This is a genomic window from Arachnia propionica, from assembly GCF_900637725.1.
GTDB lineage: Bacteria > Actinomycetota > Actinomycetes > Propionibacteriales > Propionibacteriaceae > Arachnia > Arachnia propionica.
In genome coordinates, this window is record NZ_LR134406.1 from 866,780 (window position 1) to 893,424 (window position 26,645).

The 26,645-nt window shown below is 67.2% G+C and carries 23 protein-coding genes and 1 tRNA gene; 17 read left to right on the top strand and 7 right to left on the bottom strand.

Annotated features, from left to right (window positions below):
- Positions 1-441: 441 nt before the first annotated feature.
- Genes EL272_RS03855 through EL272_RS03890 form a run of 8 tightly spaced genes read left to right on the top strand, consistent with a single transcriptional unit; the run spans position 442 to position 10,468 of the window.
- Positions 442-1,599 carry an ABC transporter substrate-binding protein gene (locus EL272_RS03855; protein ID WP_061787833.1) on the top strand — a complete coding sequence of 386 codons (1,158 nt, stop codon included), beginning with the start codon at positions 442-444 and terminating at the stop codon, positions 1,597-1,599.
- Positions 1,596-3,413, top strand: coding sequence for an ABC transporter permease (locus EL272_RS03860; RefSeq protein WP_061787832.1), 1,818 nt, complete (start codon positions 1,596-1,598; stop codon positions 3,411-3,413). Before EL272_RS03855 ends, EL272_RS03860 begins: the two co-directional genes overlap by 4 nt.
- Positions 3,413-4,330, top strand: a complete 918-nt coding sequence (locus tag EL272_RS03865) for an ABC transporter ATP-binding protein (RefSeq protein ID WP_061787831.1) — start codon at positions 3,413-3,415, stop codon at positions 4,328-4,330. Before EL272_RS03860 ends, EL272_RS03865 begins: the two co-directional genes overlap by 1 nt.
- The gene (locus EL272_RS03870) at positions 4,323-5,078 is read left to right on the top strand and encodes an ABC transporter ATP-binding protein (RefSeq protein ID WP_061787830.1); all 756 of its coding nucleotides are present in this window, start codon (positions 4,323-4,325) and stop codon (positions 5,076-5,078) included. Before EL272_RS03865 ends, EL272_RS03870 begins: the two co-directional genes overlap by 8 nt.
- Complete coding sequence (locus tag EL272_RS03875; RefSeq protein ID WP_061787829.1) at positions 5,062-6,003, top strand: uroporphyrinogen decarboxylase family protein; 942 nt, start codon at positions 5,062-5,064, stop codon at positions 6,001-6,003. Before EL272_RS03870 ends, EL272_RS03875 begins: the two co-directional genes overlap by 17 nt.
- Positions 6,004-6,018: 15 nt before the next feature.
- A complete protein-coding gene (locus EL272_RS03880) occupies positions 6,019-7,695 on the top strand; it encodes a urocanate hydratase (protein ID WP_073970063.1) in 1,677 nt (558 codons plus the stop codon).
- Between the two features lie 27 nt (positions 7,696-7,722).
- The gene (locus EL272_RS03885) at positions 7,723-8,844 is read left to right on the top strand and encodes an S-methyl thiohydantoin desulfurase domain-containing protein (RefSeq protein ID WP_061787828.1); all 1,122 of its coding nucleotides are present in this window, start codon (positions 7,723-7,725) and stop codon (positions 8,842-8,844) included.
- Positions 8,819-10,468: an HAL/PAL/TAL family ammonia-lyase gene (locus EL272_RS03890; RefSeq protein ID WP_061787827.1), complete on the top strand. Its 1,650-nt coding sequence runs from the start codon at positions 8,819-8,821 to the stop codon at positions 10,466-10,468. Before EL272_RS03885 ends, EL272_RS03890 begins: the two co-directional genes overlap by 26 nt.
- A gap of 8 nt (positions 10,469-10,476) precedes the next feature.
- Here EL272_RS03890 and EL272_RS03895 read toward each other — a convergent pair whose 3' ends face one another.
- Positions 10,477-11,088 carry a TetR/AcrR family transcriptional regulator gene (locus EL272_RS03895; protein WP_014845927.1) on the bottom strand — a complete coding sequence of 204 codons (612 nt, stop codon included), beginning with the start codon at positions 11,086-11,088 and terminating at the stop codon, positions 10,477-10,479.
- A 69-nt stretch (positions 11,089-11,157) separates the two neighbouring features.
- Here EL272_RS03895 and EL272_RS03900 point away from each other — a divergent pair, with 69 nt between their 5' ends.
- The 3 genes from EL272_RS03900 to EL272_RS03910 all read left to right on the top strand — a co-directional run bounded on the left by EL272_RS03900 (position 11,158) and on the right by EL272_RS03910 (position 14,036).
- Positions 11,158-12,402, top strand: a complete 1,245-nt coding sequence (locus EL272_RS03900; protein WP_061787826.1) for an alpha-amylase family protein — start codon at positions 11,158-11,160, stop codon at positions 12,400-12,402.
- 224 nt (positions 12,403-12,626) lie between these two features.
- Positions 12,627-13,484: a metallophosphoesterase family protein gene (locus tag EL272_RS03905; protein ID WP_061787825.1), complete on the top strand. Its 858-nt coding sequence runs from the start codon at positions 12,627-12,629 to the stop codon at positions 13,482-13,484.
- Between the two features lie 318 nt (positions 13,485-13,802).
- On the top strand, positions 13,803-14,036 hold the full coding sequence (locus tag EL272_RS03910) for a hypothetical protein (RefSeq protein ID WP_014845930.1): 234 nt from the start codon (positions 13,803-13,805) through the stop codon (positions 14,034-14,036).
- A gap of 97 nt (positions 14,037-14,133) precedes the next feature.
- Here the strand turns inward: EL272_RS03910 and EL272_RS03915 are convergent, their stop codons facing one another.
- Positions 14,134-14,760 (bottom strand): TetR/AcrR family transcriptional regulator, encoded by a 627-nt coding sequence (locus EL272_RS03915; RefSeq protein ID WP_051014931.1) that lies wholly within the window; start codon positions 14,758-14,760, stop codon positions 14,134-14,136.
- 109 nt (positions 14,761-14,869) lie between these two features.
- Here EL272_RS03915 and EL272_RS03920 point away from each other — a divergent pair, with 109 nt between their 5' ends.
- Complete coding sequence (locus tag EL272_RS03920; protein WP_061787824.1) at positions 14,870-16,063, top strand: alpha/beta hydrolase; 1,194 nt, start codon at positions 14,870-14,872, stop codon at positions 16,061-16,063.
- Here EL272_RS03920 and EL272_RS03925 read toward each other — a convergent pair.
- Entirely contained in the window at positions 16,021-16,848 is an 828-nt protein-coding gene (locus EL272_RS03925) for an SDR family oxidoreductase (protein ID WP_014845933.1), read from the bottom strand. The two genes, EL272_RS03920 and EL272_RS03925, sit on opposite strands and share 43 nt — an antisense overlap.
- 156 nt (positions 16,849-17,004) lie before the next feature.
- On the opposite strand from EL272_RS03925, the gene EL272_RS03930 reads away from it, so the two are divergent.
- Entirely contained in the window at positions 17,005-17,457 is a 453-nt protein-coding gene (locus EL272_RS03930; protein ID WP_061787823.1) for an ATP-binding cassette domain-containing protein, read from the top strand.
- Positions 17,457-17,825, top strand: coding sequence for a hypothetical protein (locus EL272_RS03935; RefSeq protein ID WP_061787822.1), 369 nt, complete (start codon positions 17,457-17,459; stop codon positions 17,823-17,825). Before EL272_RS03930 ends, EL272_RS03935 begins: the two co-directional genes overlap by 1 nt.
- A 722-nt stretch (positions 17,826-18,547) precedes the next feature.
- Here the strand turns inward: EL272_RS03935 and EL272_RS03940 are convergent.
- Positions 18,548-19,489, bottom strand: a complete 942-nt coding sequence (locus tag EL272_RS03940) for an NADP-dependent oxidoreductase (protein ID WP_244926139.1) — start codon at positions 19,487-19,489, stop codon at positions 18,548-18,550.
- Positions 19,490-19,737: 248 nt separating this feature from the next.
- On the opposite strand from EL272_RS03940, the gene EL272_RS03945 reads away from it, so the two are divergent.
- Positions 19,738-20,169, top strand: a complete 432-nt coding sequence (locus EL272_RS03945; RefSeq protein ID WP_244926109.1) for a MarR family winged helix-turn-helix transcriptional regulator — start codon at positions 19,738-19,740, stop codon at positions 20,167-20,169.
- A gap of 36 nt (positions 20,170-20,205) precedes the next feature.
- Here the strand turns inward: EL272_RS03945 and EL272_RS03950 are convergent.
- A tRNA-Lys gene (locus EL272_RS03950) sits at positions 20,206-20,278 on the bottom strand.
- Between the two features lie 54 nt (positions 20,279-20,332).
- Between EL272_RS03950 and EL272_RS03955 the strand changes: the two genes are divergently transcribed.
- Positions 20,333-20,956, top strand: a complete 624-nt coding sequence (locus tag EL272_RS03955) for a hypothetical protein (RefSeq protein ID WP_061787819.1) — start codon at positions 20,333-20,335, stop codon at positions 20,954-20,956.
- Between the two features lie 56 nt (positions 20,957-21,012).
- Positions 21,013-21,930, top strand: a complete 918-nt coding sequence (locus EL272_RS03960) for a cation diffusion facilitator family transporter (protein WP_061787818.1) — start codon at positions 21,013-21,015, stop codon at positions 21,928-21,930.
- A gap of 112 nt (positions 21,931-22,042) precedes the next feature.
- Here EL272_RS03960 and EL272_RS03965 read toward each other — a convergent pair whose 3' ends face one another.
- The gene (locus EL272_RS03965; RefSeq protein ID WP_014845939.1) at positions 22,043-22,921 is read right to left on the bottom strand and encodes a pyruvate, water dikinase regulatory protein; all 879 of its coding nucleotides are present in this window, start codon (positions 22,919-22,921) and stop codon (positions 22,043-22,045) included.
- Between the two features lie 45 nt (positions 22,922-22,966).
- Entirely contained in the window at positions 22,967-26,632 is a 3,666-nt protein-coding gene (gene murJ, locus EL272_RS03970) for a murein biosynthesis integral membrane protein MurJ (protein ID WP_061787817.1), read from the bottom strand.
- Between the last annotated feature and the right edge of the window lie 13 nt (positions 26,633-26,645).

Consider the following 26,645-nt stretch of genomic DNA (forward strand, 5'->3'; position numbering starts at 1 on the left):
TGACGTAGACTCATGTTCCACAGGGTTATAGCTTCTATGTTCGATTAAATCCGATTTCGTCGCTTCTTGCGAAAACGTGTGGCACTCCGGAATCGTGAGTATGGAGTGTTGGGTGGGAGCGGGTGAAAATTGACACCGGGTCATCAAGGACATAGGTTGGAGACAATCCATCGACCATGGGAGCAGCCATGCAGCACGCAGCGATCCTGACCAGCCGGGTCACGTCTCGCCCTGCCCGCACGTGCTGTTGTCCCTGTTGATCCTTCTCGGCCTGGCTTCTTGAGCCCGGAGGCCGCCTGAACGCGGTCGGCTCGTCGCCCCTCCCCGATGTCCGGGGTGGCTGAATCAATCCTCCTGAAACGGTTCGCCGTTCGGTTTTCGCTTTCCAATTCACCGCCCCTTTCCGGCGGTGTTCAACTCTGCCCAGAAATGAGTATCGCCATGCCCAAATACCTTTCTCGCCGTGCCTTTGTCGGGGCCATTCCCGCATTTGCCGCGTTGAGTGCTTGCAGCGCTCTTTCCCGGGCCGGCGCCACCGGGAGCGGCTCCGCCGATCAGGGTGGATCCATCGTCCTCGGGGTTTCGGGGCCGAGAACCGGGGCCAGTGCCGAGTACGGCCAGTACTGGCAGGAGGGCTTCGACCTGGCCCTAGAGGAACTCAACGCCGCCGGGGGAGTGGACGGCCGCAAGGTGGAACTGAAATGGGAGGACTCCCAGTCCGATCCGAAACAATCGGTGCCGATCGCGCAGAAGTTCGTCGCAGACGCCGCCGTCATCGCGGAGCTGGGGGACTTCTCCTCCGGAGCCTCGATGGCCGCTTCGGCCACCTACCAGCAGGCGGGGCTCGTGCAGTTCGGTTTCACCAACTCCAACCCCGACTTCACCAAGGGCGGCGACCACATGTGGTCCACATCCCTGACCCAGGAGTTCTACCAGACCCGCGCCGCCCAGTGGATCGCGGGCAGCTACCAGAGGATCTCCGTGGTCTACCTCGAGAGCGATTGGGGCAAGAACTCCTTCGACATCTTCAAGGCGGCCGCGGCGGAGGCCGGGCTGGAGATCGCATACGAGTCACCCATCCAACCCGACTCCGAGGACTACCGGCCCGTCCTGATCAAGGCCCGCGACGCCGGACCGCAGGCCGTCGTCCACCTCGGCTACGGACCCGACGGCGCGCGCATCGTGCGGCAGCTGCGGGAGATCGGGTTCACGGGCCAGTTCTTCGGCGGCCAGAACACCCCGCAGTTCCTGGAGGCCGCAGGATCCGCGGCCGAGGGAACGATCATCATCGAGAACTTCCTGATCGGCAACGACTCACCGGCGGTGGTCGACTTCAACAAACGGTTCAAGGACAGGTTCGGGCACGACCCCAGCACCTTCTCCGCCTACGCCTACGACGCCCTCAACGTGCTGGCCGAGGCGGTCCGCCGCGGCGGCGCCACCCGTGAGGGCGTTTTCAAGGCCCTCTCCGACGGCGGCAGGTGGAAAACCGTGCAGTTCGGGGAGTTCGAGTTCTCCGCGGACCGCCGCCCCGGTGACGTCACACTCCTGCCCGTCACCGTCAAGAACGGCGCCTACGTGCCGGCGGAGGCCTCATGATCGACACGATCGTCTCGGGGCTCGTCCACGGCAACGTCTACGCGCTGGTCGCCGTCGGCATCTCCCTGATCTTCGGCGTCACGGGCGTGGTCAACTTCGCCCAGGGCTCAATCGTCGGTTTCGGTGCGATGCTCGGCTGGTGGTTCATCGGCGTGTGCGGGTGGCCGTGGTGGCTGGCGCTGCTGGCCGTGGCCGCATCCAGCGCCCTGATCGGCTGGATCATCAACCTCACGACGGTGCGCCCGCTGATCAAGGCACCCCCGATCGCCGCGCTGCTCGCCACCTTCGCGGCCTCCATGGTGCTCGACAACCTGAGCCAGATCCTGTTCAGGGCCGACACCCGCGAATACCCGGCCCCGCTGCCGACCGACGACCTGCCCGTCGGCGGGGTCAGGCTCGGCACCTCCGACGCCGTCGCCCTAGGTTTCACCATCGCTGCGATGCTCGCCCTGTGGGCGTGGCTGCGGTTCGGGCGCGACGGCCTGGCCGTGCGAGCCACCGCGGCTGACCCGGACGCCGCCCGTCAGATGGGGATTCCCGTGACGAGGGTCCAGAACCTGTCCTTCCTGCTGGCCTCCTGCCTCGGCGGGGTGGGGGGAATCTTCTTCGGCATGTACGCCGGCGTCATCTCGCCCTATTCGGCCTCCTTCACCGGAACCGTCGGTTTCATCGCCGCCGCGGTCGGCGGCCTGGGATCCATCGTCGGCGCCGTGGCCGGTGGTTTCGTGATCGGCCTGCTGGAGGCGCTCGGTATTTACCAGTTCGGCGGCAGTTTCCGGGACCTGTTCATCTTCGGCGCCTTCCTGCTGGTGCTGCTGCTGCGACCCCACGGGCTGTTCGGTTCCCGGCACACCGTCTCATCCGAACCCATGACCGGCACCTTCCTCGGGGCCGGCCGCCCACCCAGGCTGGCGTGGTGGCACTGGGTGCTGCTCGCCCTGGTCGCGGGCCTGGCGGTGCCGCTGCTGGGCGGTCCGGTGCTCAGCTCCGTCGGCACCCAGGTGGCGATCTACGCCATCATCGCGGTCCCCATGACGTTGCTGGCCGGGTCGACCGGGCAGGTCTCCCTGGGACAGGCCGCGCCCGTGGCCATCGGCGCCTACGCCTCGGCGCTGCTGGTGATGCGCCTGAACCTGCCCTTCCTGGTGGCCCTGTTGCTGGCCGGGGTGATCGCGGCGGTGCTGGCCACCCTGGTGACCCTGCCGATCTGGAGACTCGGCGGTCACTACGTGTCCATGGCGACCCTGGCCCTCGGCTACATCGTGCTGTCGGTGATCCGCGGCTGGGACGCGGTCACCAAGGGTGCCTACGGGCTCTCCGGCATCCCCGCCCCGGAGATCCTCGGGTTGCGGCTGCTGGTTGCCGAGGACCACTACCAGCTCGACCTGGTGGTGTTGGCGGTCACGTTGTTCGTGGTGTTCAGGATCCGCTCCTCGCACCTGGGCAACGTCCTGGCGGCCGTCGGCTCCGACGAGATCGCGTCGCGTTCCCTGGGGTTGCGCACCCGCGGCTACAAGGCGCTCGCCTACGCGCTGGCTGCCTTCTTCGCCGGGATGGCGGGGGCGCTGCTGGCGCACCAGTACAATTACCTCGATCCGACGGTGTTCACCGTCCAGATGTCCGTGCTGGTGTTGACGATCGTCGTGCTGGGCGGGATCAACTCCCCCTTCGGGGCGGTGCTCGGTTCCCTGGCCCTGGTCGGGTTGCCCGAAGCGCTGCGCCTGGCTCCCGACGTGCGCATCCTGCTGTACGGGATCGTCGTGATCGCGATCATCCGTTTCCTGCCCCAGGGCCTGTGGACGAGGAGCGCATGATGACCACACCAACCACACCCGTGCTGAAGGCAACTGGTCTGCACCGCCACTTCGAGGGGGTGCACGCCGTCGCCGGCGTCGACCTGGAGGTGGCCCCGGGACAGACGGTGGCGATCATCGGCCCCAACGGCTCCGGCAAGACCACCACCCTCAACCTGGTGACGGGGGTGCTGCGGCCAAACTCCGGGAAAATAGCGATCCGCGGCCACGTGGTGACGGCCCGCCATCCCGAGCAGGTAGCGACGGCCGGGGTGCTGCGGACCTTCCAGAACGGCCGCGTCTTCGGGAACCTGACCGTCGCGGAGAACATCTCCGTTGGACTGCACCGCGAATTGAGGGCCCACCGGCCCCTGAAACGCCTGGCGGAGATCCCCGTCCTGCGGTGGTTCCTGGGCTGGTTGCCGCTGCTGGGAGAGGTGCTGGCGGCGCTGCTGCCCCTGCCCGGAACCGGGAAGGAACGAAAGGAAATCGAGCGGCGCGTGGCGGCCGAGATCGACAGGTTCCCGGAACGTCTCGGCAACCGAACCGAGGACCTCGCATACACGCTCAGCTACGCGAACCGGCGGCGCACCGAGATCGCCCGCTCCCTTGCGGGACGGCCGACTCTATTGGTCCTCGATGAGCCGACCGCGGGAATGAACCAGTCGGAGACCGCCGAGATGCTGGAACAGCTCCTCCGCCTGAAGGCTGCGGGGCAGTCGATCCTGCTGGTGGAACACAAACTCGACCTGGTCATGACGCTGTCCGACCACGTGCTGGTGATGGACGACGGCCACGTGATCGCCTCGGGGCCACCCGAACAGGTCAGGAACGATCCGGCCGTCATCGAGGCCTACCTCGGCAGGCCGGAGGACGACCGCCGCCGCGCCCGCGAGGAACGGGCCCGGAAGGACCGGGGAGGAGAGGACGATGACTGAGACGCTTCTGGAATTGCAGGCAGTGGAGGTCAGTTACGGGCAGGCCAGGGCACTGAACGGCGTGAACCTGGCGGTCCCCAAGGGGCGGATCGTCTCGCTGCTCGGCGGCAACGCATCGGGCAAGTCCACCACCATGAAAACCATCCTGGGGCTCGTGCGCCCCGATACGGGCAGGGTGCTGCTGGACGGCAAGGACATCACCACCTGGCCGACCTCACGCAGGGTGGCCTCGGGCATCGCCTCGGTACCGGAGGCGCGCCGCATCTTCGCGCCCATGAGCGTGGAGGAGAACCTCCTGCTGGGCGCCTACACGCGGCGCGACAAAACCGGCATCCGCGACGACCTGGCGGCCCAGTACGACCGTTTCCCCCGTCTGGGGCAGCGGCGGCGCCAAGCGGCCGGGACCATGTCGGGTGGGGAACAGCAGATGCTCGCCTTCGCCCGGGCCCTCATGAGCCGTCCCCGGCTGATCTGCATGGACGAACCGACCATGGGCCTGTCGCCTCGTCTCGTGGACGAGGTACTCGAAACCATCGCCGCGTTGAACACCGACCTGGGGCTGGCCGTGCTCATGGTCGAACAGCAGGCGGAACTGGCCCTCAGCATCGCCCACCACGGCTACGTGCTGGCCACAGGGAACCTCGTGCTCGAAGGACCGGCCGGAGAACTGTTGGACAACCCACGCGTCCAGGAGGCCTACCTGGGGCGCACCACACGAAACGGAGACGACGATGACGACCAAACGTGACCGATTCCTAACCGCCGCCCGGGGCGGAACCACCGACCGTCCCCCGGTCGGGGCCTGGGTGCACTACGGATCGGCGAGATGGAGTCCGCAGCAGGTGGCCGAGGCCCACCTGAGGTTCTACCGCGACTACGACTGGGACTTCATCAAGGTCATGCACGACTACCGCATCGACCTGCCCGAGGGGCTCGAGGAGATCACCGACCCCGCGCAGCTCGATGACGTCCTGGCCGATCCCGGGGTGCTGCTCGACAGCCACGCCAGGCAACACGAGGTGCTGGAACTGATCCGCGCCGCCGCCCCCGAGGCCGCCGTCATCGAGACGGTGTTCTCACCCACCCAGGCCCTCGTCAGGGCCCTCGGCGGCAGCGTCATCGAGTACTTCAAGGTGGATCCGGCTCTCGCGCACCGCACCATCTCCCGGGTCGCCGACGCCCTGGCGCGCTACGCGGCCGGGCTGGACGGGTTCGGCGTCGATGCATTGTTCGTCGCCGTCAACGGGGCCAGCAGGGACGCCACCAGCTTCGGACTGACCCCCGAACAGTTCCGCGACTGGGTTGCCCCCTACGACATCCAGGTGCTGGCCGCCGCTCCGTCGCTGGTGCGAATCGCGCACCTGCACGGCGAGGACGCCGACCCGGAGCTGATCGCCGACTACCCTGTCGAGGTACTGAGCTGGTCCGACACGTCATCGGCCCCGACCATTCCCGAGGCCACGAGCCGCTACGGCTGGGTGCCGATGGTCGGGATCGACGAGCTCACCAGCCTCTACTGGACCCCCAGCGAGGCGGCCGCACACGTCCTCCAGGCACGCCGCGCCGCGGGCGACCGCCTGATAGTGGCACCCAACTGCACCCTCCACTCCGACACCAACCCCCTGACCCTCGTCGGTCTCAGGAGGGGTGTGGACGTGGCCCTCACGTACTGAACGAAAGGAACAGCAATGACCGTCACGGCCCGCAGGGGAACCGAGCTGCGCTGTCGGAACTGGCGGGCCGAGGCGCTGCTCCGCCTGCTGGAGAACGTCCTCGAGGTGGGTGAGAGACCCGAGGAGCTGGTGGTCTACGCATCCATCGGGAAGGCAGTCAAGGACTGGGACGCCTACCGGCGGATCGTCTATGCCCTGCAACACCTCAGGGAGGACCAGACCCTGGTGCTCCAGACCGGAAGGCCCGTGGCGGTGCTGAACACCCACACCGCCGCCCCGATGGTGGTCTCAGCGGTGAACAACACCGTGGGGAACTGGGCCACCGAGGAGAGGTTCTATTCCCGCCTGGCGGAACACAAGACGATCTGGGGTGGGTTGACGGCCGCCGCCTGGCAGTACATCGGCAGGCAGGGGGTGCTGGGAGGCACCTACGAGTTGTTGCGCGCCGCCCTGGAAAAGCACTTCCGGGAGCCCGCCGCCCCGCACCGCTGGGTGCTCACCGCGGGGCTGGGTGGCATGGGCTCCTCCCAGCCGATCTCGGCGCGGATGCTGGAGCTGTCCACCCTGGTGGTGGAGGCCGATCCCGCGAAACTCGCGAAGCTCAGGGCTGCCGGCGGCATCGACCTGGTGATCGACGACCTCGACGGTGCCCTGGCGACGATCTCCGCGGCGATCACCGAACGACGGCCCGTCGCCGTCGGGCTGCTGGGCAACGCCGCCGACGTGTTCCCCGCCGTGGTGGCCAGCGGCGCACGCCCCGATGTCGTGACCGACCAGACCGCCGCCCACGATGCCCGCTACGGTTACCTGCCATCCGGCTACACCCTCGAGTCGTGGGCCGAGGCCCGTGAAACCGACCCGGAAAAGGTGGAACGCGACGCCCGCGCCTCCATGGCCGCCCAGGTGCGGGCCATGCTCGCCCTGGGGCAGCGCGGATCGGTGGTGTTCGAGAACGGCAACAACCTCAGGGTGCAGGCCTCCCACGTCCTCGGCGAGGCCGAGAGGCAGCGGGTTTTCGCGGAGATCCCCGGTTTCATGGAGGGCTATCTGCGGCCGCTGTTCAGCCGTGGCATCGGACCTTTCCGGTGGTTGATCCTCTCCGGCGACGACAACGACCTCACGGTGGTCGACGACCTGGCGGCGACGATGTTTCCCGAACGCCCCGAGATCGCCCGATGGATCGACCTGGCGCGCCACCACATCCCCGCCCAGGGCCTGCCCGCCCGGTCCTGCTGGCTCGGATACGGGGAACGCTCGGCCCTGGCCCTCGCAGTCAACGAGGCCGTCGCCGACGGACGGATCAGCGCACCGGTCGCCTTCAGCCGCGACCACCTGGATGCGGCAGGCATGACCCACCCCAGGATCGGCACCGAGGGCATGCGCGACGACTCCGACGGTGTGACGGACTGGCCCATCCTCGACGCCATGCTGCTGGCCAGCGGCGGGGCCGACCTGGTGGCGGTGCACTCCGGGGGAGGCGGCTACTCCGGGTGGATGCAGTCGGCGGGGGTCACCGTCGTCGCCGACGGCACCGAGGCAGCGGCCACCAGGATTCGCCAGGCCCTCGACCTCGACTCCGGACTCGGGGTCATCCGCCACGCCACCGCGGGCTACGAGGACGCCCTCGACGCGGTGCAACGATCCCACGAACCCGGCGCGCACGGCGCACCCCTCAACCTGATCCGGAACTGACCCGGACCGACCCGGAAGGAAACCGACATGCGTGAACTGACCATGGATGACGCCCGCTGGGCCGTTCTCGGCGGGGGCGTCTTCGCCTGCGGCGGCGGGGGCTGGCAGGACCACGGCGAGCTGATGGGACGGATGGCCACCACCCTCAATCGTCCCGTGCTGGCCGGCATCGACGAGCTGCCGGAGGACTCCTGGGTGGCCACCGTCACCGCGATCGGCGCCCCGGCAGCCCCCGACTGGGAGATCCGGCCCATCGACTACGTCGACGCGCTGCGGAAACTGATCGAACTGTCCCCCCACCCCATCGCCGCCGTCATCACCGGGCAGAACGGCTACTCCACCACCCTCAACGGCTGGATCCAGTCGTCGGCGCTCGGCGTGAAGGTCCTGGACGCGGCCGGCGACGTGCGCGCCCACCCCACCGGGAAACTCGGCTCCCTCGGGCTCACCACCCGAGAGGGATACGAAACCATCCAGGTGGTCTCCGGCGGCAACCGGGCCCGCCACGGGCACCTCCTGAGCATCAACATCGGCCGCGTCGACACCTGCGACGACGTGCTGCGCGACATCTCGGTGCGCTCCGGGGGATTCATCGCCTCGGCCCGCAACCCCGTCGAACTGGGCTGGGTGAGGGAACACGCCGCGCTGGGCGTGATCTCCCTGGCCCTCGACTTGGGTAGGGCCATGGAGGAGGCCGGGGCAGGCAGGTCCCGGGCAGGGAAACGCGTCACCGGGACGGTGGTGGATTTCCTCGGCGGCGAGATCGTCGACGAGGGGCCGCTCACCCACGAGGTCGACCTGGTCACCAGGGGAGGCTGGGACCACGGCACCTTCCGGATCGGCGAACACACCGTCCCCTACCTCAACGAATACATGGCCATCGACGGCCCCTCCGGACGTGTGGCCACCTACCCGGACACCATCTTCATCCTCCGGAAGGACAACGGGCTGCCGTTGGCCGTGAAGGACGCCGCCGAGGGGTGTGATGTGGCCCTGGTGAAGGTGGACGCCACAAAACTGCCGCTGTCGTCGTCGGCGGTGGACCGCGTCGCCGTCGGGGAGTGCGAGGACATCATGGGCATCGAGTTCCTGAAATACCTCCCGGAACGCCGGGAAACCCCGGATGGCGGAACCCGTGCACAGGCGTGAGAACTCCGAGGAACGGCCCCGGACCGGGAACGGACCGCTCCGGCTGACCCTCAACGGCGCCTCCCTGACCTGGCGTGACCTGGCCTCGGCCCTGAAGGCCGAACGCGTGGAGGTCGAACTGGATCCCGTCTCCCGCGGCCAGATGCTGCGCGCCCGGGAGGCGGGGCTGGAGATCCTGGAGTCGAACCCCGGGATGAGGGCCTACGGCTGGAACCAGGCGCTCGGGCCGTTCAAGGACCGGCGGCTGGAACCCGAGGAACAACTCCGGTTCCAGGTCAACGTGCTGCGTTCGCACAGCACCGGTCTGGGTGAGGAGCTGCCGCGCCGGGTGTCGCGACTGGCCCTGATCATCCGCGCGAACTGCCTCGCCAGGGGCACCTCCGGGGCCCGTCCCGAACTGGTCGAGCGAATGAACGATGCCGTCAACCTGGGGCTCGTACCGGTGATGCCCGGCACCGGTTCGATGGGCACCGGAGACCTCCAACCCATGGCGGCCGCCGGGCTTGCGCTGACCGGGGACGTCGCGGGAAGGGTGCGAGGCGACGACGGCGAGGAACGCTGCGCGCCGCAGGCGTGGGCGGCCATGGGGCGAGACGTCGAGTTCCAGCTGGCCCCGGGGGAGGCGATCGCGCTGATCTCGGGGTCGGCGGTGCTGACGGCCCACCTGGCGTTGGCCGTCGAGGAGGTCTACCGGCAGGTCGAGACCTTCCTGGGTGCGTTCGCGCTGTTCTGTGAGGCGGCGCGGGTGGAACGAAACGCCTTCGACCCGCGGATCCACGCCGAACGCCACATGCCCTGGGAGATGCAGGCCAACGACCTGATCCTGCGACTCGTCGGCGACAGCCAGTGGACGACGAACGAGGGCAGGCGCCGCGCGGGCGAGACCGCTCCGCGCATCCAGGATTCAACCTCGATCCGGTCGGTGCCGCACCAGATCGGCATCATCCTGCGGGAACTGGAACGGGCCCGGGAGGACGTCACCCGCGAGGCAAACTCGTCGACCTGCAACCCGCTGCTGATTCCCAACTACACGGGCGAGGGCCACGAGTTCCTCTCCGGCGGCAACTGGGATGCGACGGTGCTGGGGCACGCGGCGCAGTCGGTGAACAGCTGCCTGGCGCGGCTGGCGGTGCTGACCAAGGACCTGGCGGCACGGCTGCTGCACGACGGCTGGAGCCACGGACTTCCTGCCGGACTGAGCGGAGGGGAGGTCGGGATCAATTCCGGCATGCTTCTGCTGCACACCAGCGCGGCCGCCCTGATCCCCGAGATCCAGCTGCTCGCGAACCCCGTCGGGGCCCTGTCCTTCCCCCTCAAGGGCGGCCAGGAGGATTTCCACACCATGGCGATGGCCGCGGTCAACGGTCTGCGGGCCAACAGCCGTCGCTTCGACCAGCTCCTGGCGGTCCTGTTCGTCATCAGCGGGCAGGGCATTCACCTGCTGGAGGAGCGAATGCGGGGACTGCCGCTGGGAACGGGATCGGCGCTCATCCACGAGCAGCTCCGGACGCGGGTCACGCCGCTGGATCAGGACCGGGTCCTGACCCCGGAGGTCGACGCGTTGACGGATGCGATCGGCAGGGGAGAGTTCTCGGTCGTGGTCCACGACCTGCTGGAGGACTAGGACCGGGATCAAGCGGCCCAGTCGCCGAGAGCTCCCTCCAGGGCGCCGAGAGCGGCGTCGATGAGGGCCCACCGGTCCTCCTCCGGGCAGCCCTTGCCGACCCATCGCAGGGCGGCCGCGTCGATGAAACCGAAATAGCCCCAAAGGGCGTAGTCGTGACGCGCCTGGGTGCTGGGGACCAGAAGATCCTGGAGACGCTTCACGTAGTCGCAGCGGGTCCGGGCCCGCAACTCGGCTACCGCGGCCGGTTCTCCCCCGGGCCGGCGCATGGGCATGGCCCAGGCGTCGGGATGCGTGGCGATGTGGTCCAGGTAGACCATGGTGGCGGCCCGGATGCGGTCGCGCACCGGTACCCCGTCGGGAAGAGCATCGAGTGCCTCCGCCTGTCTGGTGAGGAGGTCGGCGATGGCCACCCGCACTACTTCCGCGTAGAGGTCCTCCTTGTTCGCGAAATAGCGGTAGACCAGCGCGTTCGAGGAGTACGCCTCCGCCGCGATGGAGGAGATGGTGACCTCTGCGTAGGGATGGGCGGCGAACGCCGCCGCCGCGGCCTCCAGGATCGCGGCGCGGCGCGAATCGGGGTCGAGCCTGCGTCGAGGCCTGCGATCGGTCCGTACCATGTTGCCATCCTACCGCTAGTGAACTACAGTCATTAAACGCTAGTGAATGCAGTTCAATAGGAGGTTGTGATGGATTGGGTGGAGCACGCGATCTGGTGGCAGGTCTACCCACTCGGGTTCTGCGGAGCGCCGATCCGGGACCCGGAACCGACGTCGGCCCCGCGCCTGCGCAGGCTGATGGGCTGGCTGGACTACGCCATCGAGCTGGGAACGTCCGGGTTGCTGCTGGGGCCGGTCTTCGCGTCCCAGACCCACGGCTACGACACGGTCGACCAGTTCCGCATCGATCCCCGCCTGGGAGGCGAGGAGGACTTCGACGCGCTCGTGGCCGCCTGCTCGCAGCGCGGGCTGCGGCTCCTGCTGGACGGGGTTTTCAGTCACGTCGGTGCGCAGCATCCCGACGTGATCCGCGCCCTCGACGAGGGTCCGGGTGGGTCAACCGCCGATCTGTTCGACATCGACTGGAACGCGCCCGGCGGTCCTGCCCCGCGCGTTTTCGAGGGACACGCCTCGCTGGTTCGTCTCAACCATGCCTCCGAGCGGGCCGTCCAGTACGTGACCGCTGTCATGGAGCATTGGCTCGCCCGGGGAATCGACGGGTGGCGGCTCGACGCCGCCTATTCCGTGGACACGGGCTTCTGGGCGCGCGTGATTCCCGCCATCCGGGACCGCCATCCGAATGCCTGGTTCCTCGGGGAGGTGATCCACGGCGACCACTCCCGGTTCGTCGCATCCTCCGGCCTCGATGCGACCACCCAGTACGAGCTGTGGAAGGCCATCTGGTCCAGCATCAAGGACCGCAACTTCTTCGAACTGGACTGGGCGCTGAACCGCCACAACGGCTTCCTCGCCCACTTCACGCCGAACACCTTCATCGGCAACCACGACGTGACCCGCATCGCCAGCGTCATCGGGTCCGACGGGGCGGTCATGGCCTTGGCGATTCTGCTCACCCTCGGGGGGATTCCCTCGATCTACTACGGTGACGAGCAGGGATTCACCGGCATCAAGGAAGAACGGACCGGCGGGGACGACGCCATCCGGCCGGCCTTCCCCGACACCCCCTCGGAGCTGGCCGATTGGGGCCAGAACGTCCATCGCGCCCACCAGGACCTCATCGGGCTGCGGCGCCGCAATCCCTGGCTCGTCACCGCCACCACGACGCCCCTGCACCTGGAGAACACCCGCTACACCTACCGCGCAGCCGCGAGAGACGGAAGCAACCACCTGGACGTCGCGATCGACATCGCCGGGACCCCCTCGCTCGTCATCAAGAACGCGAGCGGACACGTCCTGTGGGAATGGCGGCACTAGGTTCCCGAGGGTGTGGGGCGCACTCTTGAGGGCGTGAGCTCATTGCCCGGTGCGAAACCACTCCGGGCATCGTCAGGGGTCACGCCCTCACCCGAACCGATCCTCTCCGAGCCGGCTCGCGCCGGGGTCGAGTCCTCGCGGCGGTGGTGAAAACTGCATCCGTCCGGCCGTCGCCCCGGCTGCTACCGTTGCTCCACCGTCAGACGGAAAGGAGCCCGAGGGCCATGCGGGTCGCTGTGTTCGCCGACATTCACGGCAAATTCCTGTTGCCCTTCAAACTGGTCCACCTGTACCAGCAGGAAACGGGAAACAGAATCGATCACATCCTGCAGTGTGGGGACATGGGTGCCTTCCCGGACCTTGCGGTCATGGACAGGGCGACGCTTCGCCACGCACGGCGTGACCGCGACGAACTGGGATTCCATGACGATTTCCTCCGGGTGAAACCCGGGATCGCCCGTTTCCTCGACGAACTGGACGTGGACATGACCTGCGTTCGCGGCAATCACGAGGACCATGACTTCCTTGACGGTCTGGAAAGGGAAACCGACGAGCCCCGGTTTCCCATCGACGCCTATCACCGGGTTTTCGTGTGCCGGACGGGGGCCAAGCAGGTGTTCCGGGTGGGGAAGGACGTGCTCACGTTCATCGGTGTGGGCCGCATAGCGGACCCCAAGGGACGCACCCATCAACGATTCATCCAGGATTACGAGAGAAAGGCCCTTCAGAAACTGCATGGAACCCGCGAGGACTTCGATCTGCTGATCTCCCACGACAAGGAATCCGAGAACGTCAGGGGATATGGGATGCCGGAGCTCAGGGAACTCCTGGACCGCGTCCTCTTCCGCTACCACTTCTACGGACACACCGGTGAACCCCATGCGCGTGGACTGGCCAGCAATGGCATAACGGAATCGGTGAAGGTGCGGGAACTGGAGTTCAACGCGCAAGGAACCCTCGACCCGGGGTGCATGATCGTCTTGGAAAAACACGGAGCGGAACTCGACCTCGAGGTCGTGGACCAGCACCTGACCAACCGCATCACCCGGCACAACTGGAAAATCCCGGATTCCCGTGGATGAGGCTCGGCGCGGAACGCTCCGTCGTCGATCGACAACGGGGCGGTTTGCCCATGACATCGGACCTGCGTCAGGCCGAGGGTATGAGGGTCGTGCCCTTGAGGGCATGAGTTCATTGGTGGTCACTGACAGCAGGGGGCGGGCGACACTCGGTCCCAAGGCTTCGCTTGGGCCGTGAGGGTCACCGACCAGGGTCAGGACTGGCCCATCGTCTGGAGCGAAACCGCCCCGGGTATCGCCAAGGTTCACGCCCTCGCTCAAACCGGTCTTCTCTGAGCCGGGTCACGTCGGATTCAAGGCCTTGGCCCGGGGATGGGCCCGGTGGACGGTGCGAACCGAGGCCTCAAGTTCTCCCGTCGGCCTGGTGACGGGGAGCTGTTCACGTGCTTCTTCTACGACAACCCCGGATTCGTCGTCACCCCGAGCTCCCGCCACGAGGAGGTTTCCGCCGTCGTGCAGGAGGCAGTGGACCGGGGCGTCGAGCTCTGGCAGATCAATCTTCCCCTCACCCCCGATGGCATTCGACACCCCACCACTCGGAGGCTCGTGTTCTGACGGATCTCCTCGGAAACTCCACGCTTCGGCGGGACGCTGGCTGTCGATGATAGGCATTGGACGGCTGGTTGCGCTTGCCCTGCGGGACGTGAAAGCTCTACGAAGACGGGACGTGATCGTCGGGTGGGAGCGTCTCCAGCACGTGTTGCAGCCTGTCCCCGGCGCCCGAGGTGTCGACGCCTCCGAAGATGGCCTCCTCCGCGAGCAATCCCAGTGTCGTGCGCAGGAAGATCTCGGCGGTCACGCCAGGGGCGCAGCTGACGGTTCCCTCCTGTGACCAGCGGGTCGCCAGGGCCAGCAGGTGGGTCCTGATGATGAGGTAATGGTTCCGCATCTCCTCGCGCAGTCCGGGGTCGCGTGGCATCTCCGACCAGGCGTTCACGGCGATCCTCGCGGTGGTGTTGAAGTCAGTGCCGGTCTCGCTGTCGTGCAGGATTCCCGGAACCGAGGCGAACGCCTCGGCCACCCCCGGGAGGGGCGTGGTCCCAACCAGCCGGTCGAGGTGTTCCACCACCCGCCCGATCCTCAGGGTGCACACCTCGCGGATGATCTCCTGCTTGCCGCCGGGGAAGTGGCGGTACACCGTCGCGGAGGACATGCCGGTCTCACCGATGACGTCGTCCATCGACGTCGCGTGGAAACCGGCGCGGGCGAAGCAGCGGGCGGCCGCGACGCAGATGCGCGCCCGCTGCCGGTCGCGGAAGGCCTGGGTCACACGGGGCATACCTCCACCCTGTCACACGCCCCGGGGAGTCGAGGTCGTGTTTGTTCCATGACGCGCACCCGCATACCCTTAATGAAAGTTTTCGTTTTTGTTTGAGGAGGGGCGACCCGTGCGACGCACCTGGACCGTGAACGACTTCCCGATCGGCTTCGAGCAGATCCACCCCGAGCAGAGCATCAACTTCCAGCTCAATCGCCTCTACCACTTCTCCGGCGACCCGGTGCTGCTTGCCCAGCTCCGGAAGGCGGCGCCGGGAATTCGTGACCTCACATCCCTGGTCGCCGGACTCATTCCCCTGGCCGAGCAGGCGGAGAAGGACGGGGAACTCCTGCGGGCCGCCATGTGCTACCGAGGTGCCGCGTTCGTGACCCCCGCGTCGGATCCCCGTCGGCATGACTGGTGGAAGCGGTTCCGCGAACTCTCCAACGCCTGGTACGGCATCGGGCCAGAAACCCGGGACGTGGTTCCGTTTGGCGGCATCGAGCTTCCCGCCCTCCGATTCACCCCTGAGGGAAGGAGCCGGGGTGCCGTCGTGCTGATGAACGGTTTCGACGGTTACCTGGAGGAGTTCACCCGCCCAATGCTGGTCTTGTGCGGCGCGGGATTCGAGGTCATCGCCTTCGACGGGCCGGGGCAGGGGGAAGTGCTGGAAACCAGCCGGGCCCCGATGATCCCCGAGTGGGAACACCCGACGGCGGCCGTCCTGGATCATTTCGGGCTCGACGACGTGACCGTCCTCGGCTGCTCCCTCGGCGGCGGGCTGGCTGTGCGGGCGGCCGCTTTCGAACCGAGGATCACGCGGGTCATCTGTTTCGACGTGCTGCCCGACCTCTTCGGCTCCCTCGCCGGGATCGCACCTGCCCCGGTGCGGGAACTGCTCCGGCGGATGGTCCCGCTGGGCATCGGCAGGCGGGCGGTCAATTCGGTGATGAGCAGGATCGCCGCCAGGGATCCGTTGGTCGGTTGGGGGATTCAGCAGGGGAAGCTGGTCATGGGGGTGGAAGATCCTTTCGACCTCATCCGCGCCACCCTGAGGTTCCGGACCGCTCGCTACAGCCGTCGCCTGACCCAGGACGTGCTGCTCATGGCCGGAACCACCGACCACTACGTCCCGATCGAACACCTCCACGACCAGATGGCCACCCTCACCGGGGTGCGTTCCCTGACCGCCCGAATCTTCACCCAGGCCGAATCGGCCGGCAATCACTGCCAGCTCGGGAATCTCGGCCTGGCGTTGCGGACGATGCTGAATTGGCTGGATCAGTTCGCTCCCGAGGTGCGGGAAGCCAACGTCGAGGCGTGAGGCGCCGTGACCTGGCAGATGGCCTCGAGCTGCTCCAGTACCGCGGGCGGTTCCGCGGACAGGGGCAGCGTGTCCGGGTCGAGGATTGCGTCATGGGTGCCGGGTTCGTCGTGTTCCAGGGCTGCAAAGAGGGGCACGAGGTCGGGCTGTTCGGGGCCGCGTTCGGAGACGAGCTCCAAGGTGGTGTAGGCGGCCTCGGGGATCGCTATGGCGTCGATGAGAACGCGGGCGATCTCGTCGCGGGCGATGGCCCCGTCGCTGGATCTCCTGACCCGGCGGGTGTCGCCCTGGAGGAAGACCAGTTTCCGCTGGTCGGGTTTGTTGTGTCCGAACCAACCCGGCCGGACGATCGTGTACGGGTGGCCGCTGCGGCGCACCAGTCGTTCGGAGCGGCGTTTCCAGTCGTATGCCTGCGTCGCGCGGTTGTAGAGGCTGTCGTGGACGGTTATCCCGATCGTCGTCATCAGGGACACGTGAACATCGGGATTCCTCAACGCGCCCAAAACGGTGCTGACTATGCCGTAGTCGATGCTCTCGGCTTCGCCCTCCCCACCGTGGGAGCCGTGCGTGAAGACGACCGCGTCGACGTCCTCGACGGCGTTCGCCACCGTCGGCGTGTCGGTGGCGTCGCCGACGAGCAACGTGGTTCCGGCGGGCAGGAGCCTTGCGGCCCGGATGCGGTCGCGCACCAGCGCGCAGGTCCGGTACCCGGCCGCGAGGGCCCTCCGGGCGGCGTGGAGACCGATGCTGCCGGTGGCGCCGACAATGAGGATGGTGCGAGTCATGAATCCCCTGTCTACTGTCCGTGGTCCACTGGTCTGGGTCTGCAACTTTGTGGATTGTATGCGCCCCGTTGTGCTCGTCCCCGTGACGGAACGGGGGGCGGTCTGCCTCGGGGAGGTCGGGATGCTCCTGGCGTCACCGGTGCCTTTCTCGCAGTCGTGCTGATTTCGTGTCATGACCGGCGTGACTCGCGGGTCCCGCGCATCGGTTACGCCCCGCGACTGGGCGGGGTCGCCCCGCTGCTGACCCCGGACGAACACTTCCGTCTCTTCGGGGCCGCCAGTCGCATGGGAGCCCGGAAGGCCCGGGGGACGGGACGCAGGCTCGCGTCCCTGCTCGGCTGGCGGCCGCGCCGCGGCATCGTGGCCTCGCGCCTCTCGGGCGGCACCCGGCAGAAACTCAACGTGGTGCTGGCCGAGCTGGACGGCCCCGATCTCATCCTGCTCGACGAGCCCTACCAGGGATTCGACGAGGACTCCTACCTGATCTTCCGCAGCCAGCTGCTGCGCTGGCGCGACCGCGGGGCCGGGATCCTCATGATCACGCACATGCTGCACGACCTCGACGACATCGACCACGTCATCGAGCTTCACCCGAGGGAGGACCTGTGATGATCCAGGCCGTGTTCGTCACCAACCTGCAGGAAATGAGCCGGCGCCTCACGGCCCTGGTTTTCATCCTGCTGCTCCCGCTGGCCTTCTACCTGGTGCGCATCGACGTGCACTGGCAGGCGATCCGGTTCCTGTCGATCGGGATCGGCTGGGCCGTGGCGACCCTGTCGCTGTTCACCTTCATCGCCGCACGCGACCTCGACAGGCGACTGGTGGTGGCAGGCGCCTCGCCCTCGTCGCTCTTCGCCGGACGGCTGACGGCCGTGCTAGCCGTCGGGCTGGGTCTGGCCGTGATCTACTTCGGGGTCGTTGCCCTCACCCTGGACGACCTGCCCCGGGTATGGACGGTGTGCTGCTGCTGGTCGTGACCGTGCTCACCGGGGCGCCGTTGGGTGCGGTGGTGAGCCTGGTGATCGTCAGGGAACTCGAGGGTGCCCTCGCGTTGCTGGCCCTGATGGCCGTCCAGCTGCTCGTCGATCCCGACAGCTCCTACGCCGGGCTCATGCCTTTGTGGTCCACCCGCGAGTTGACCGGTTACGCCCTCGACGCTCCCACCACCAACAGCCTGTCCGACGGGCTCGGGCACTTCGCCGTTACCGTGGTGCTGTGCACCCTGGCGGCATGGGGGTTCAGCGTCCTCAGGCTGCGCACCAGGAAATTCGAGCCGATCCCGGGATACCCGGGGACACCGTCGCGGTTAATCGTCCAGGGTGCGACGATCACGTGCGGGCCCAGTCGTGTGCGGCGGCCCGGGTCGTGGTGGAGATCGGTCCAGGTCTTCGTGTTCGGCGCGTGTCATCAGCTTGGCCAGTTCCTCGTCGGAGAACTCGGGTCGGTGCTACCCGGGAGGGGGTTTCCTGTCCGGGATGGACACCCCCAGCGTTTCTGCAACTTTGTCGTAGCCCGTTTCGGCCTCATCCGCTCACGCCTGAGCCCGGGTATCCGAGACCTCGCGTCCCTGATTCATTCGTTTACCCACGACAACAGTGCATTGCGCAATACGAACAAGCAGAGCTCGGGCACTCGGGACATGGCATTCAGGCGAACCGTGAGGAGGAAGGATGGGGCAAACGGTGGTGAAGTGCGCTTCTCAGGAGAGGGAGACGACCAGTTTCCCGCGGACGTGACCTTTTCTCAGCTCGGTGTAGGCCTCCCGCACATCCTCGATCTCAAAGGGGTACGCGTGGGCCACGTGCACCTTGATGGCCCCCCTCGCCACGAGGTCGGCCACATGGGGGAGGTCGTCGGGCAGGGAGTCGCGCGAACCGGTCACCAGCACCTCGTTTGCGATGGCTTCCGGCGAGGGAACCAGGGTGGCGATAGCCTCGGGTGCCAGCCCGATCCCCAGGGCCAGGTCTATGTACCCGGTGCCGTGGCAGTCCAGGAACCTGGTCACCGGTGCCGGGGTCGCCGAGAGCACCCGGGATTCCAGGTTCTCGCCGTAGGCGACAGGAATTGCGCCGAGGGAGCGGACGTGATCCAGATTCTGCTCGCCGGCGATGCCGATGACGGTGGCGCCGCGGTGAACCGCGAACTGCACGGCAAGGGAACCGACCCCGCCGGAGGCTCCACTGATGACGATTGCATCGCCGGCCGAGAGCCCGAGGGTACGAAGGGCGCCAGCAGCAGCTTGGGATGCGACACCGAGCGCGGCGGCCTCGGTGAAACCGAGGGCATCGGGCTTGTGAACCACCCAGTCTGCCGGGACCACGAGTTCCTCTGCCAGGGATCCGCTGGTCATTCCGAGGCCGGGAGCGCCCCGCACGGTTCCGAGGACCGCGTCCCCGGCCGTGAAATCTGTTACGCCCTCGCCCGTGGCGTCGACGACGCCCGAATAGTCGCGTCCCACGCCCTGTGGTAGCTGCGACGGGTCGCCACCGGTCATTCCGCCGAAGACCTTCCAGTCCAGCGGATTCAGACCCGCGGCCCTGACCGTCACCCGGATCTCGCCCCGGCCGGGGACCGGCGTGGCGACATCCACCATCTTCAGCACCTCTGGGGAGCCGAAACGTTCGTACTGAACTGCCTGCATCACGGGTTTCTCCTTAAACACTGCGGACTGTCGCGGTACGCACACCGGGCAGAGCCGCACCCAATTGATATGAAACTCATAATATATGTTGGTCGTAGAATCGTGGAGTGCAAACGCCACGCCGGCAGATCCGCTCCCGGAGTGGTTGCCGTTCCGGGTGTGGTGTGCGGGAATGACTCCGTGTCCCGCGTCGTGAGGAGTGTGCAGCTGTGGATGGAACCGCGCCGACTGATGATCCGGTCAATCAGATGATCCTCGCCCTGCGGAGGCTGAACAGTGCGTTCGCGGCGAGCAACCGTGTCGTCGGTGAGGCATTGGGGCTCAAGGACAGCGATTTCGCCGTGCTTGACGCGCTGAACCAAGAGGGGCCACGGACTCCGACGGAGTTGGCGCGTCGCACGAGGACGCACGTGGCGACGATGACCGGAATCCTGGCCCGGCTCGAAGGAGACGGTTGGATCGAGCGGCGTCCGGATCCTGCTGATCGCCGGTCGGTGCGCATTCATGCCGTCGGGGTTGACCGGCTCATCGAGGTTTACTTCCGCGTCAATGAGGAGCTGGCCGAACACGTCTCGGGGTGGCCCGTGGAACAGGTGAAGATGATCACCCGCTTCCTCGCCGGAGTCGGCGACATCGTCACAGCGTTCTCGGAGAGAATGACCACAGAGCGGGAATCGTAGAGGTGGGAACTGACGCCACTCTGCAGAGTTTCCTTGTGCCCCCAGCGGGGATCGAACCCGCGACCCATGGATTAAAAGTCCACTGCTCTGCCAGCTGAGCTATAGGGGCGGACACAGTTTAGCCACACTGCCTCTGCTTGGTCCACATGGCAGTCTTGGGGACATGGGTGAACTGGGCGGATTGCTGTGGGCGTTGGCGATCGGAGTGCCGTTGCTGATTCTGGCCGTCTGGTTGGATGTGAAACGCCGACGCCGGGTGGAAGGGGAGCCCGCGCGAGGCCCGGGGGAGGGGAATCCCGGGTATCTGACCCAGTCGGAGATCGACGGCCTACCCGCTCCGGGAGTCCGGCGCCCGGTCCTCAGGACCGAACCGAGAGGCGAACGGCTGGAGATCGGACTCGCCGATCCCGGGTTCGCCGACGTGAACGGCCGCGTCGACCTCAAGGACGCCAACGTGCTGGTCATCGATGGCACGGGCGTGACCATGCGGGAGCTGATGATCCCCATCGCCCGGCACCAACCGCTCGTGCTGGTGGCGCGGGGAATGGACGAGGATGTGTTGGCGACGCTGGTCGCCAACCGGAAGAGCCTGACGATGTCGTTGGCGGCCGTGATCACCGACCTGATCCCGGAGGTCGCGGACCTGACCGGCGCGCTGCCGGTGTCCGTCGCGGATCTCAGGGCCGGATACCTGCCGGCCGGGCATCTCGGGCACGCCACCCGCTGGGTCACCGACGGCGCCCGCACCTGGATCGAACCCCACCCGCCCCTGGTCGGGACGACGTAGGCAAGTGGATCCTTCCAGGGGTTGATTCCGTCCCGGCGAAGACTGAACATGAGAACGTGTCGCCAAATCCTCAACAATCCGCCGCCGCCCCGGACCTGAGCCGCTACGGCTGGCTTGCGGTGGCCACGGCCCTCGCCACCATCGTCCTGAAGGCGGGGGCCTGGCTGGTCACCGGATCCGTCGGGCTGTTGGCCGATGCCGCTGAGTCCTTGGTGAACCTGGTCGCCGCCATCGTGGCGTTGATCGTGCTGAAAGTGGCGGCGAGGCCTGCCGACGCCAGCCACAACTTCGGCCACACCAAGGCCGAGTACTTCTCGGCGGCTGTGGAGGGCGTGATGATCTTCGTCGCCGCGATCTCCATCGTCGTCCTCGCGATCCAGCGGCTTCTCTCCCCCCAGCCCCTCGAATCGGTTGGGGTCGGATTGATGATCTCCGTGGCCGCCTCCGTTCTCAACGGTGCCGTGGCGCTCGTGCTGATCAGGGCCGGGAAACGCCACCACTCCATCACACTCAGGGCCGACGGCAAACACCTGATGACCGACGTGTGGACCTCGGCCGGTGTGCTGGTGGGGATAGCGCTGGTGTGGGTGAGCGGCTGGGGATGGCTCGACCCGGTGATCGCCATCGCGGTGGGCGTCAACATCCTGTTCACCGGCTACGGCCTGGTGAAGGAAGCGACCGAGGGACTGATGGACGGGTCCCTGCCGGAGGAAGACAACGAACGGCTGCGCGTGATCCTGACCAGCAGGACCGGGGCCGGGGTCGCCTTCCACCAGATGCGCACCCGGGTCTCCGGGACCCGGCAGTTCATGGACTTCCACCTGCTCGTCCCGGACGACTGGAGCGTCAAACAGGGCCACGATTTCTTGGAAGACCTCTCCGACGAGATCGTCGCCGAGTTCCCGCGGATGAACGTCACCGGGCACATCGAACCCATCAACGATCCCCGCAGCTACGCCCACGAAGGCATCTGAACCGGGCCATCCCACAATCCCTCCGGGCCCGGCCAAAGGCCGGCAGGAGAAGGGCGTGGCGCGTGGTGGTCGCGATGCCGCCTCGGATCAGGGGACTGGATTCACGTTTCGATCAGGGAGCGATGCGCAGCTGTCCCGCAGGCCGGCGGAGACGGGAGCCCGCCCTCCGGGCGCGTTCGTCGACGATGTCGATGATCCGCGCTGCGGCCTCTTCCAGGGCGAGACCCGTGGTATCGACGATCGGTGCCCCCAGCCGCCGCTGAATGGCGCCCACCTCGTCCAGCTCGTCGAGGATCTGCCCCAGATCCGCGTAGCCGTCGCGGGTGCCGAAACCACCCAATCCCTGCACGCGGCGCGACCGGATCTGCAGCAACCGTTCGGCGTCTATCGTCAACCCGACGATGCGCCACCGGTCGATCCCGAACAGCTCCTCGGGCGGCCGGATACCAGGAACCAGGGGAACGTTGACCGTCTTGTAGCCCAGGTATCCCAAGTAGATCGACAGGGGGGTCTTGCCGGAACGCGACGCCCCGATCAGGCAGATGTCGCACTCCCGGAGCGCGGCCGGCATGGCTCCGTCGTCGTTGCGGATCGCGAACTCCATCGCTGAGATCCGAACGAAGTAGTCGGCCTCCACCCCCACGGGACGCATGGGAACCTCGTCGGCGGTGTGACCGGAGATCCGCTCCAGGGCGACCAGGGCGTCGCCCATCAGGTCGGTGTAGGGGATCGCGAGATCCTCGCAGGCGTTGATCACCAGGCTCCGCAGCTCGGCATTGACCAGGGTGAAGAACACGGCGATCGGCTGGTTCGCTCGCTCCTTCAGGGTGCCCAGGGCCTTCATCATGGAATCCAGCTTTCCCAGCCGGGGGTGTCTGATGATCTCGAAGTGCGCGTCCGGGAACTGGGCGCGGGCGGCCCGGGCAAGCCGCACCGCGGTCTCCCCGGTCGAGTCGGCCAGCACGTGGATCTCCAGGTTGCCGTCGGTCATGGGGAAACCGTAGCGGACACGGTCAGTTCCGTGCCGGCTGTGGCCTCACCCTTGTTTGACGACGATCTCGTTCACGGTACCCACGTAACGGGACCTCGACACCTCCGGCAGTTTGGTGAGGTAGACCAGCACGTAGCGGCTGGTGACCTCCTCGGTGGGTTTCAGGACGGCCTGCTCCGAGGTGTTCTCGACCGTCGCCACCGTCTTCCACTGTGCCTGGCGATCCATGGGGGCCCTGTCCGTGGCCTCCTTCTCCGGGACCCGCAGCTCGACGGTTTCGCCGGCCGCGGCGAAGGTCACCTCGACCTCCCCGAGCTTGACGGGTTTCCCGAGGTCGAGCACCAGGCCGACGCCGGGCTTCAAACCACCCAGCTGTGGGTTGTTCAGGTACTGCATGGTGGACCAGCCCGTGCTGGGGTCGCCGTCGATGGCGTTGTTCACCTGGTCCGGGTGTTCCTCGCCGTTGCCGTTGTCGGCCCGGGGATCGAAATCGGTGACGCTGGCCACGGGAATGACGGTGCCTGCCGATGGGGCTTCCTGCGATTCGCTGGCCGTGGGGGTGGGTGGACCGGATCCGGTTGCCTCCGGCCTCGGGCCGAGGCTGTTGATCGCGACCACGATCAAGGAGATCACGAGGGTGGCGACCGCCGCCACCAGCACCACCCACAGCAGGGGCCTGCCCTCGTAGGTGTTCTTGGCGGACTTGACCTCCTCCACGGCGCTGGTCTCCACCACCCGCTGGCGGGGCTGCCGGGTCACCGCCAGCTGCACCTGTGTCGCGGCGGAATCGGGAACCACGGGGGCCGGCATGGAATCCAGGGGGGTGGGTCGCAGGTGGGCCGGGATGGGGTTCTGCGGCTGCCTGACCCGGGCCTCCAGATCGGGGGATGCATCCGCGGTTCCCAGCACCGAGGCGAGCGCCGAGGCCAGCTGGGAGGCGGTAGTGATCCGGCTCTCCGACGCCGCCGTCTGCCGGGTCAGGGCCGCCGCGCAGATGCGGTCCAGGGCCGGTGAGACCCCCGGGGCCACGGAGCTCATCGGGGCGATCTCGCCCCCGACGACCGGGGCGGCGGGAAGACCCCAGGCCTCCCCACCCGGCCAGCGCAGAACCAGCATCGCGTACAACAGGCTGGCGAGTCCCCGTACGTCGGCGGCCTCACGGTCGCTCCATTTCACGGATGAGTTCGGGTGGAAACCGGCCTCGATCCCGAAACCGACCAGTTTCACGGCCCCGAGGGTCGTGATCACCACGTTGTCGGGGATCAGCTGTTCATGGAACAGTCCCTGGCCGTGCAGCGAGGTGAGGGCATCCGCCAGCTCCCGAACCACCCAGGCGGCCTCCAGGGCGCTGAGCGGGCCGTGTTTCAGCAGGTTGGTCAGGGAACTGCCGTGCGCGTACTCGCAGACGATGTAGCCACCGATCCCGCGCGGGTCGTTGTCCAGGCTGACCGCGTCCAGCACCCGCAGGAAACGGGAATCGGTGGCAATCGCGCCCTTCCGGGCCGCCTGCAGCAGGTCCGCGGTGTACGGGCTGTCACCGGGGATGACGTGCGCCACGACGTCGCGGGAGAGCACCAGGTCGTGGGCGCGCCAGGTCTCGATGCCTTCCCGTACCGTGAACAGCTCCTCGATGCGGAATCGCGTGGAGAGCAGGTCACCGGTGCTCATCAGCCGCTGTCCCGCGGTTATTTCGTCAGACCCGGTGAACATCGAGGGCTCGCCCGGTCCCACGATCTGGGCCTGCATGCTCGTGGCAGCCGGGGAAGTGGGGGAGGCGGGCGGCGGGGTGTCGTCCCGCACGGCGGGGGTGATCCGGGTGTCCAGGACGTCGTCGGTGGATTCCGGGGTGAGGTTGCCCACCAGGCTCGGCAGTTCGAGGGCCGCGGCCATGGACTCCTCCGGTATGCGGGCAGCATTCCAGCCGTTGAAGGTGCCATCGGCGATGATGGTGTGCAGGCCCGTCGGCATGAGATCGTCCACCAGGGCGGCCGCGGTGGCGGGTTCCGCTCCGATGGTGGGGATTTGCGGGAGCGACGGTTCCTTCCGGGGTTCCTCGCCACCCGCGGGTCCGGAGGCCTTGCCCCGTCCAAGACGGGAACGGATCATCTCGCCGAGGCTGGCGAGTTCCCGGACCTTCAGCACCTTGCCCACTGCCAGGAAACTGGCCCCGATGATGCCGCCACCCAGGCACAACGCCAGCAACGGGCCGACGATCCCACCGGGGAGAGCACCCAGGATCAGATTGGACAGGAGCCATGCCACCAGGGCACCGCTGCCCGCCCCGATGCCCAGGCGGGCGACGTGCATCAGGAGATCCCGGCCGTTCAGGTGGGGTATCTTCCGTTTGAGTTGGCGCCAGCTGAGCTGGACCCCCACCAGATAGGCGAGGGAATAGGACCCGGCGAGCGCCGCCGCGGTCAGGTCGGGGTTGTTCATCAGGTACACCAGCAGCAGCGCCCCTACTGCGTTCACGCCACCTATCACGAGTTGCAGCAGGAACGGGGTGCGGGTGTCCTCCAGCGCGTAGAAGGTGCGCAGACAGATGAACTGCACGGTGAACGGCACCGTGCCCAGGGCGAAGGCCCCCAGCGCCAGGGCGATCAGGTTGGCGTCGCGGCTGCCCTGGCCATGACCGAACAGCAGGATCGCCATCGGCTCGGAGAGCGCCAGGAAAACCATTGATGCGGGCACCAGGGCCATCAACGACAGCCGCGTGGTTTTGCGCGCCTCGGCCGCGACGCCCTCAAGGTCCCCCTCCGCGGCCAGCCGGGATGCGTTGGGCAGCATCGCGGTGGCCAACGAGACCGTGATCAGGGAGTGCGGCATCATCCAGATCAGGCTGGCGTTGCCGTAGACGTTGGAGCCACCTCCGGACCCTGCGGCCGTGGCGGATGTGGCCAGGCGGTTTACCAGCATCAGCACGGCCTGGTTGATGAGCACGAAGCCAAGGGTCCACTTGGCCAGCTGGAAGGTTTTGCCCAGTCCCGCTCCCCGGAGGTCGAAACGCGGCCGGAACCGGAATCCCACCTTCTTCACGAACGGGATCAGCACCAACGCCTGGGCGGCGATCCCGAGCGTGGAACCGACGCCCAGCAGCAGTATCTGCTCAGTGGTGAAAGCGCCCGAATGATCCCCTCCTGCGCCCCAGATCACCAGGTAGAAACCCAGCACGATGATCGAGATGATGTTGTTGGCGATCGGCGCCCACATCATGGGGCCGAACTGGTCCCGGGCATTGAGCACCTGTCCCAGCATCGTGTAGACGCCGTAGAAGAAGATCTGGGGGAGGGTGCAGTAGGTCAAAGCCACCATCGAGGCGTACTGGCTCTCCAGGTCTGGGGCGCGCCAGGAATCCGACGAGTAGAGGAAGGTGATCAGCGGGGCCGCGAAGGTCAGGACCACGGTCACCACGCTGATGGCCAGCATGAATGCGGTCATGACCCGGTTCGTGAAGGCCTCGCCGCCGTCCTCGTCGTGACGGATGGCGCGCACGATCTGCGGCACCAGGACCGTGTTGACCGCACCACCCACGAACAGGATGTACATGCCGTTGGAGATCGTGCTGGCCAGCGACAGGATGTCAGCCTGCCTGGTGCCGTTGCCCAGGATGAAGGCCACCAGCATCGTCCGCAGGATCCCGAGGCCCCGGGAAACCAGAGTTCCCGCCGCCATCAGGGCGCTCGCGGAAAGCAATTTGCGGCTGCTGCTCACACCGCTACTGGCA

Bases quoted from the DNA above. Each gene is read 5' to 3' on its own strand.
- EL272_RS03890 (WP_061787827.1), top strand. From the start codon at position 8,819: ATGGCGGAACCCGTGCACAGGCGTGAGAACTCCGAGGAACGGCCCCGG.
- EL272_RS03900 (WP_061787826.1), top strand. From the start codon at position 11,158: ATGGATTGGGTGGAGCACGCGATCTGGTGGCAGGTCTACCCACTCGGG.
- EL272_RS03870 (WP_061787830.1), top strand. From the start codon at position 4,323: ATGACTGAGACGCTTCTGGAATTGCAGGCAGTGGAGGTCAGTTACGGG.
- EL272_RS03860 (WP_061787832.1), top strand. From the start codon at position 1,596: ATGATCGACACGATCGTCTCGGGGCTCGTCCACGGCAACGTCTACGCG.
- EL272_RS03925 (WP_014845933.1), bottom strand. From the start codon at position 16,848: ATGACTCGCACCATCCTCATTGTCGGCGCCACCGGCAGCATCGGTCTC.
- EL272_RS03855 (WP_061787833.1), top strand. From the start codon at position 442: ATGCCCAAATACCTTTCTCGCCGTGCCTTTGTCGGGGCCATTCCCGCA.
- EL272_RS03875 (WP_061787829.1), top strand. From the start codon at position 5,062: ATGACGACCAAACGTGACCGATTCCTAACCGCCGCCCGGGGCGGAACC.
- EL272_RS03965 (WP_014845939.1), bottom strand. From the start codon at position 22,921: ATGACCGACGGCAACCTGGAGATCCACGTGCTGGCCGACTCGACCGGG.
- EL272_RS03945 (WP_244926109.1), top strand. From the start codon at position 19,738: ATGATCCTCGCCCTGCGGAGGCTGAACAGTGCGTTCGCGGCGAGCAAC.
- EL272_RS03940 (WP_244926139.1), bottom strand. From the start codon at position 19,489: ATGCAGGCAGTTCAGTACGAACGTTTCGGCTCCCCAGAGGTGCTGAAG.
- EL272_RS03905 (WP_061787825.1), top strand. From the start codon at position 12,627: ATGCGGGTCGCTGTGTTCGCCGACATTCACGGCAAATTCCTGTTGCCC.
- EL272_RS03915 (WP_051014931.1), bottom strand. From the start codon at position 14,760: ATGCCCCGTGTGACCCAGGCCTTCCGCGACCGGCAGCGGGCGCGCATC.
- EL272_RS03895 (WP_014845927.1), bottom strand. From the start codon at position 11,088: ATGGTACGGACCGATCGCAGGCCTCGACGCAGGCTCGACCCCGATTCG.
- EL272_RS03885 (WP_061787828.1), top strand. From the start codon at position 7,723: ATGCGTGAACTGACCATGGATGACGCCCGCTGGGCCGTTCTCGGCGGG.
- EL272_RS03865 (WP_061787831.1), top strand. From the start codon at position 3,413: ATGACCACACCAACCACACCCGTGCTGAAGGCAACTGGTCTGCACCGC.
- EL272_RS03955 (WP_061787819.1), top strand. From the start codon at position 20,333: ATGGGTGAACTGGGCGGATTGCTGTGGGCGTTGGCGATCGGAGTGCCG.
- EL272_RS03935 (WP_061787822.1), top strand. From the start codon at position 17,457: ATGATCCAGGCCGTGTTCGTCACCAACCTGCAGGAAATGAGCCGGCGC.
- EL272_RS03880 (WP_073970063.1), top strand. From the start codon at position 6,019: ATGACCGTCACGGCCCGCAGGGGAACCGAGCTGCGCTGTCGGAACTGG.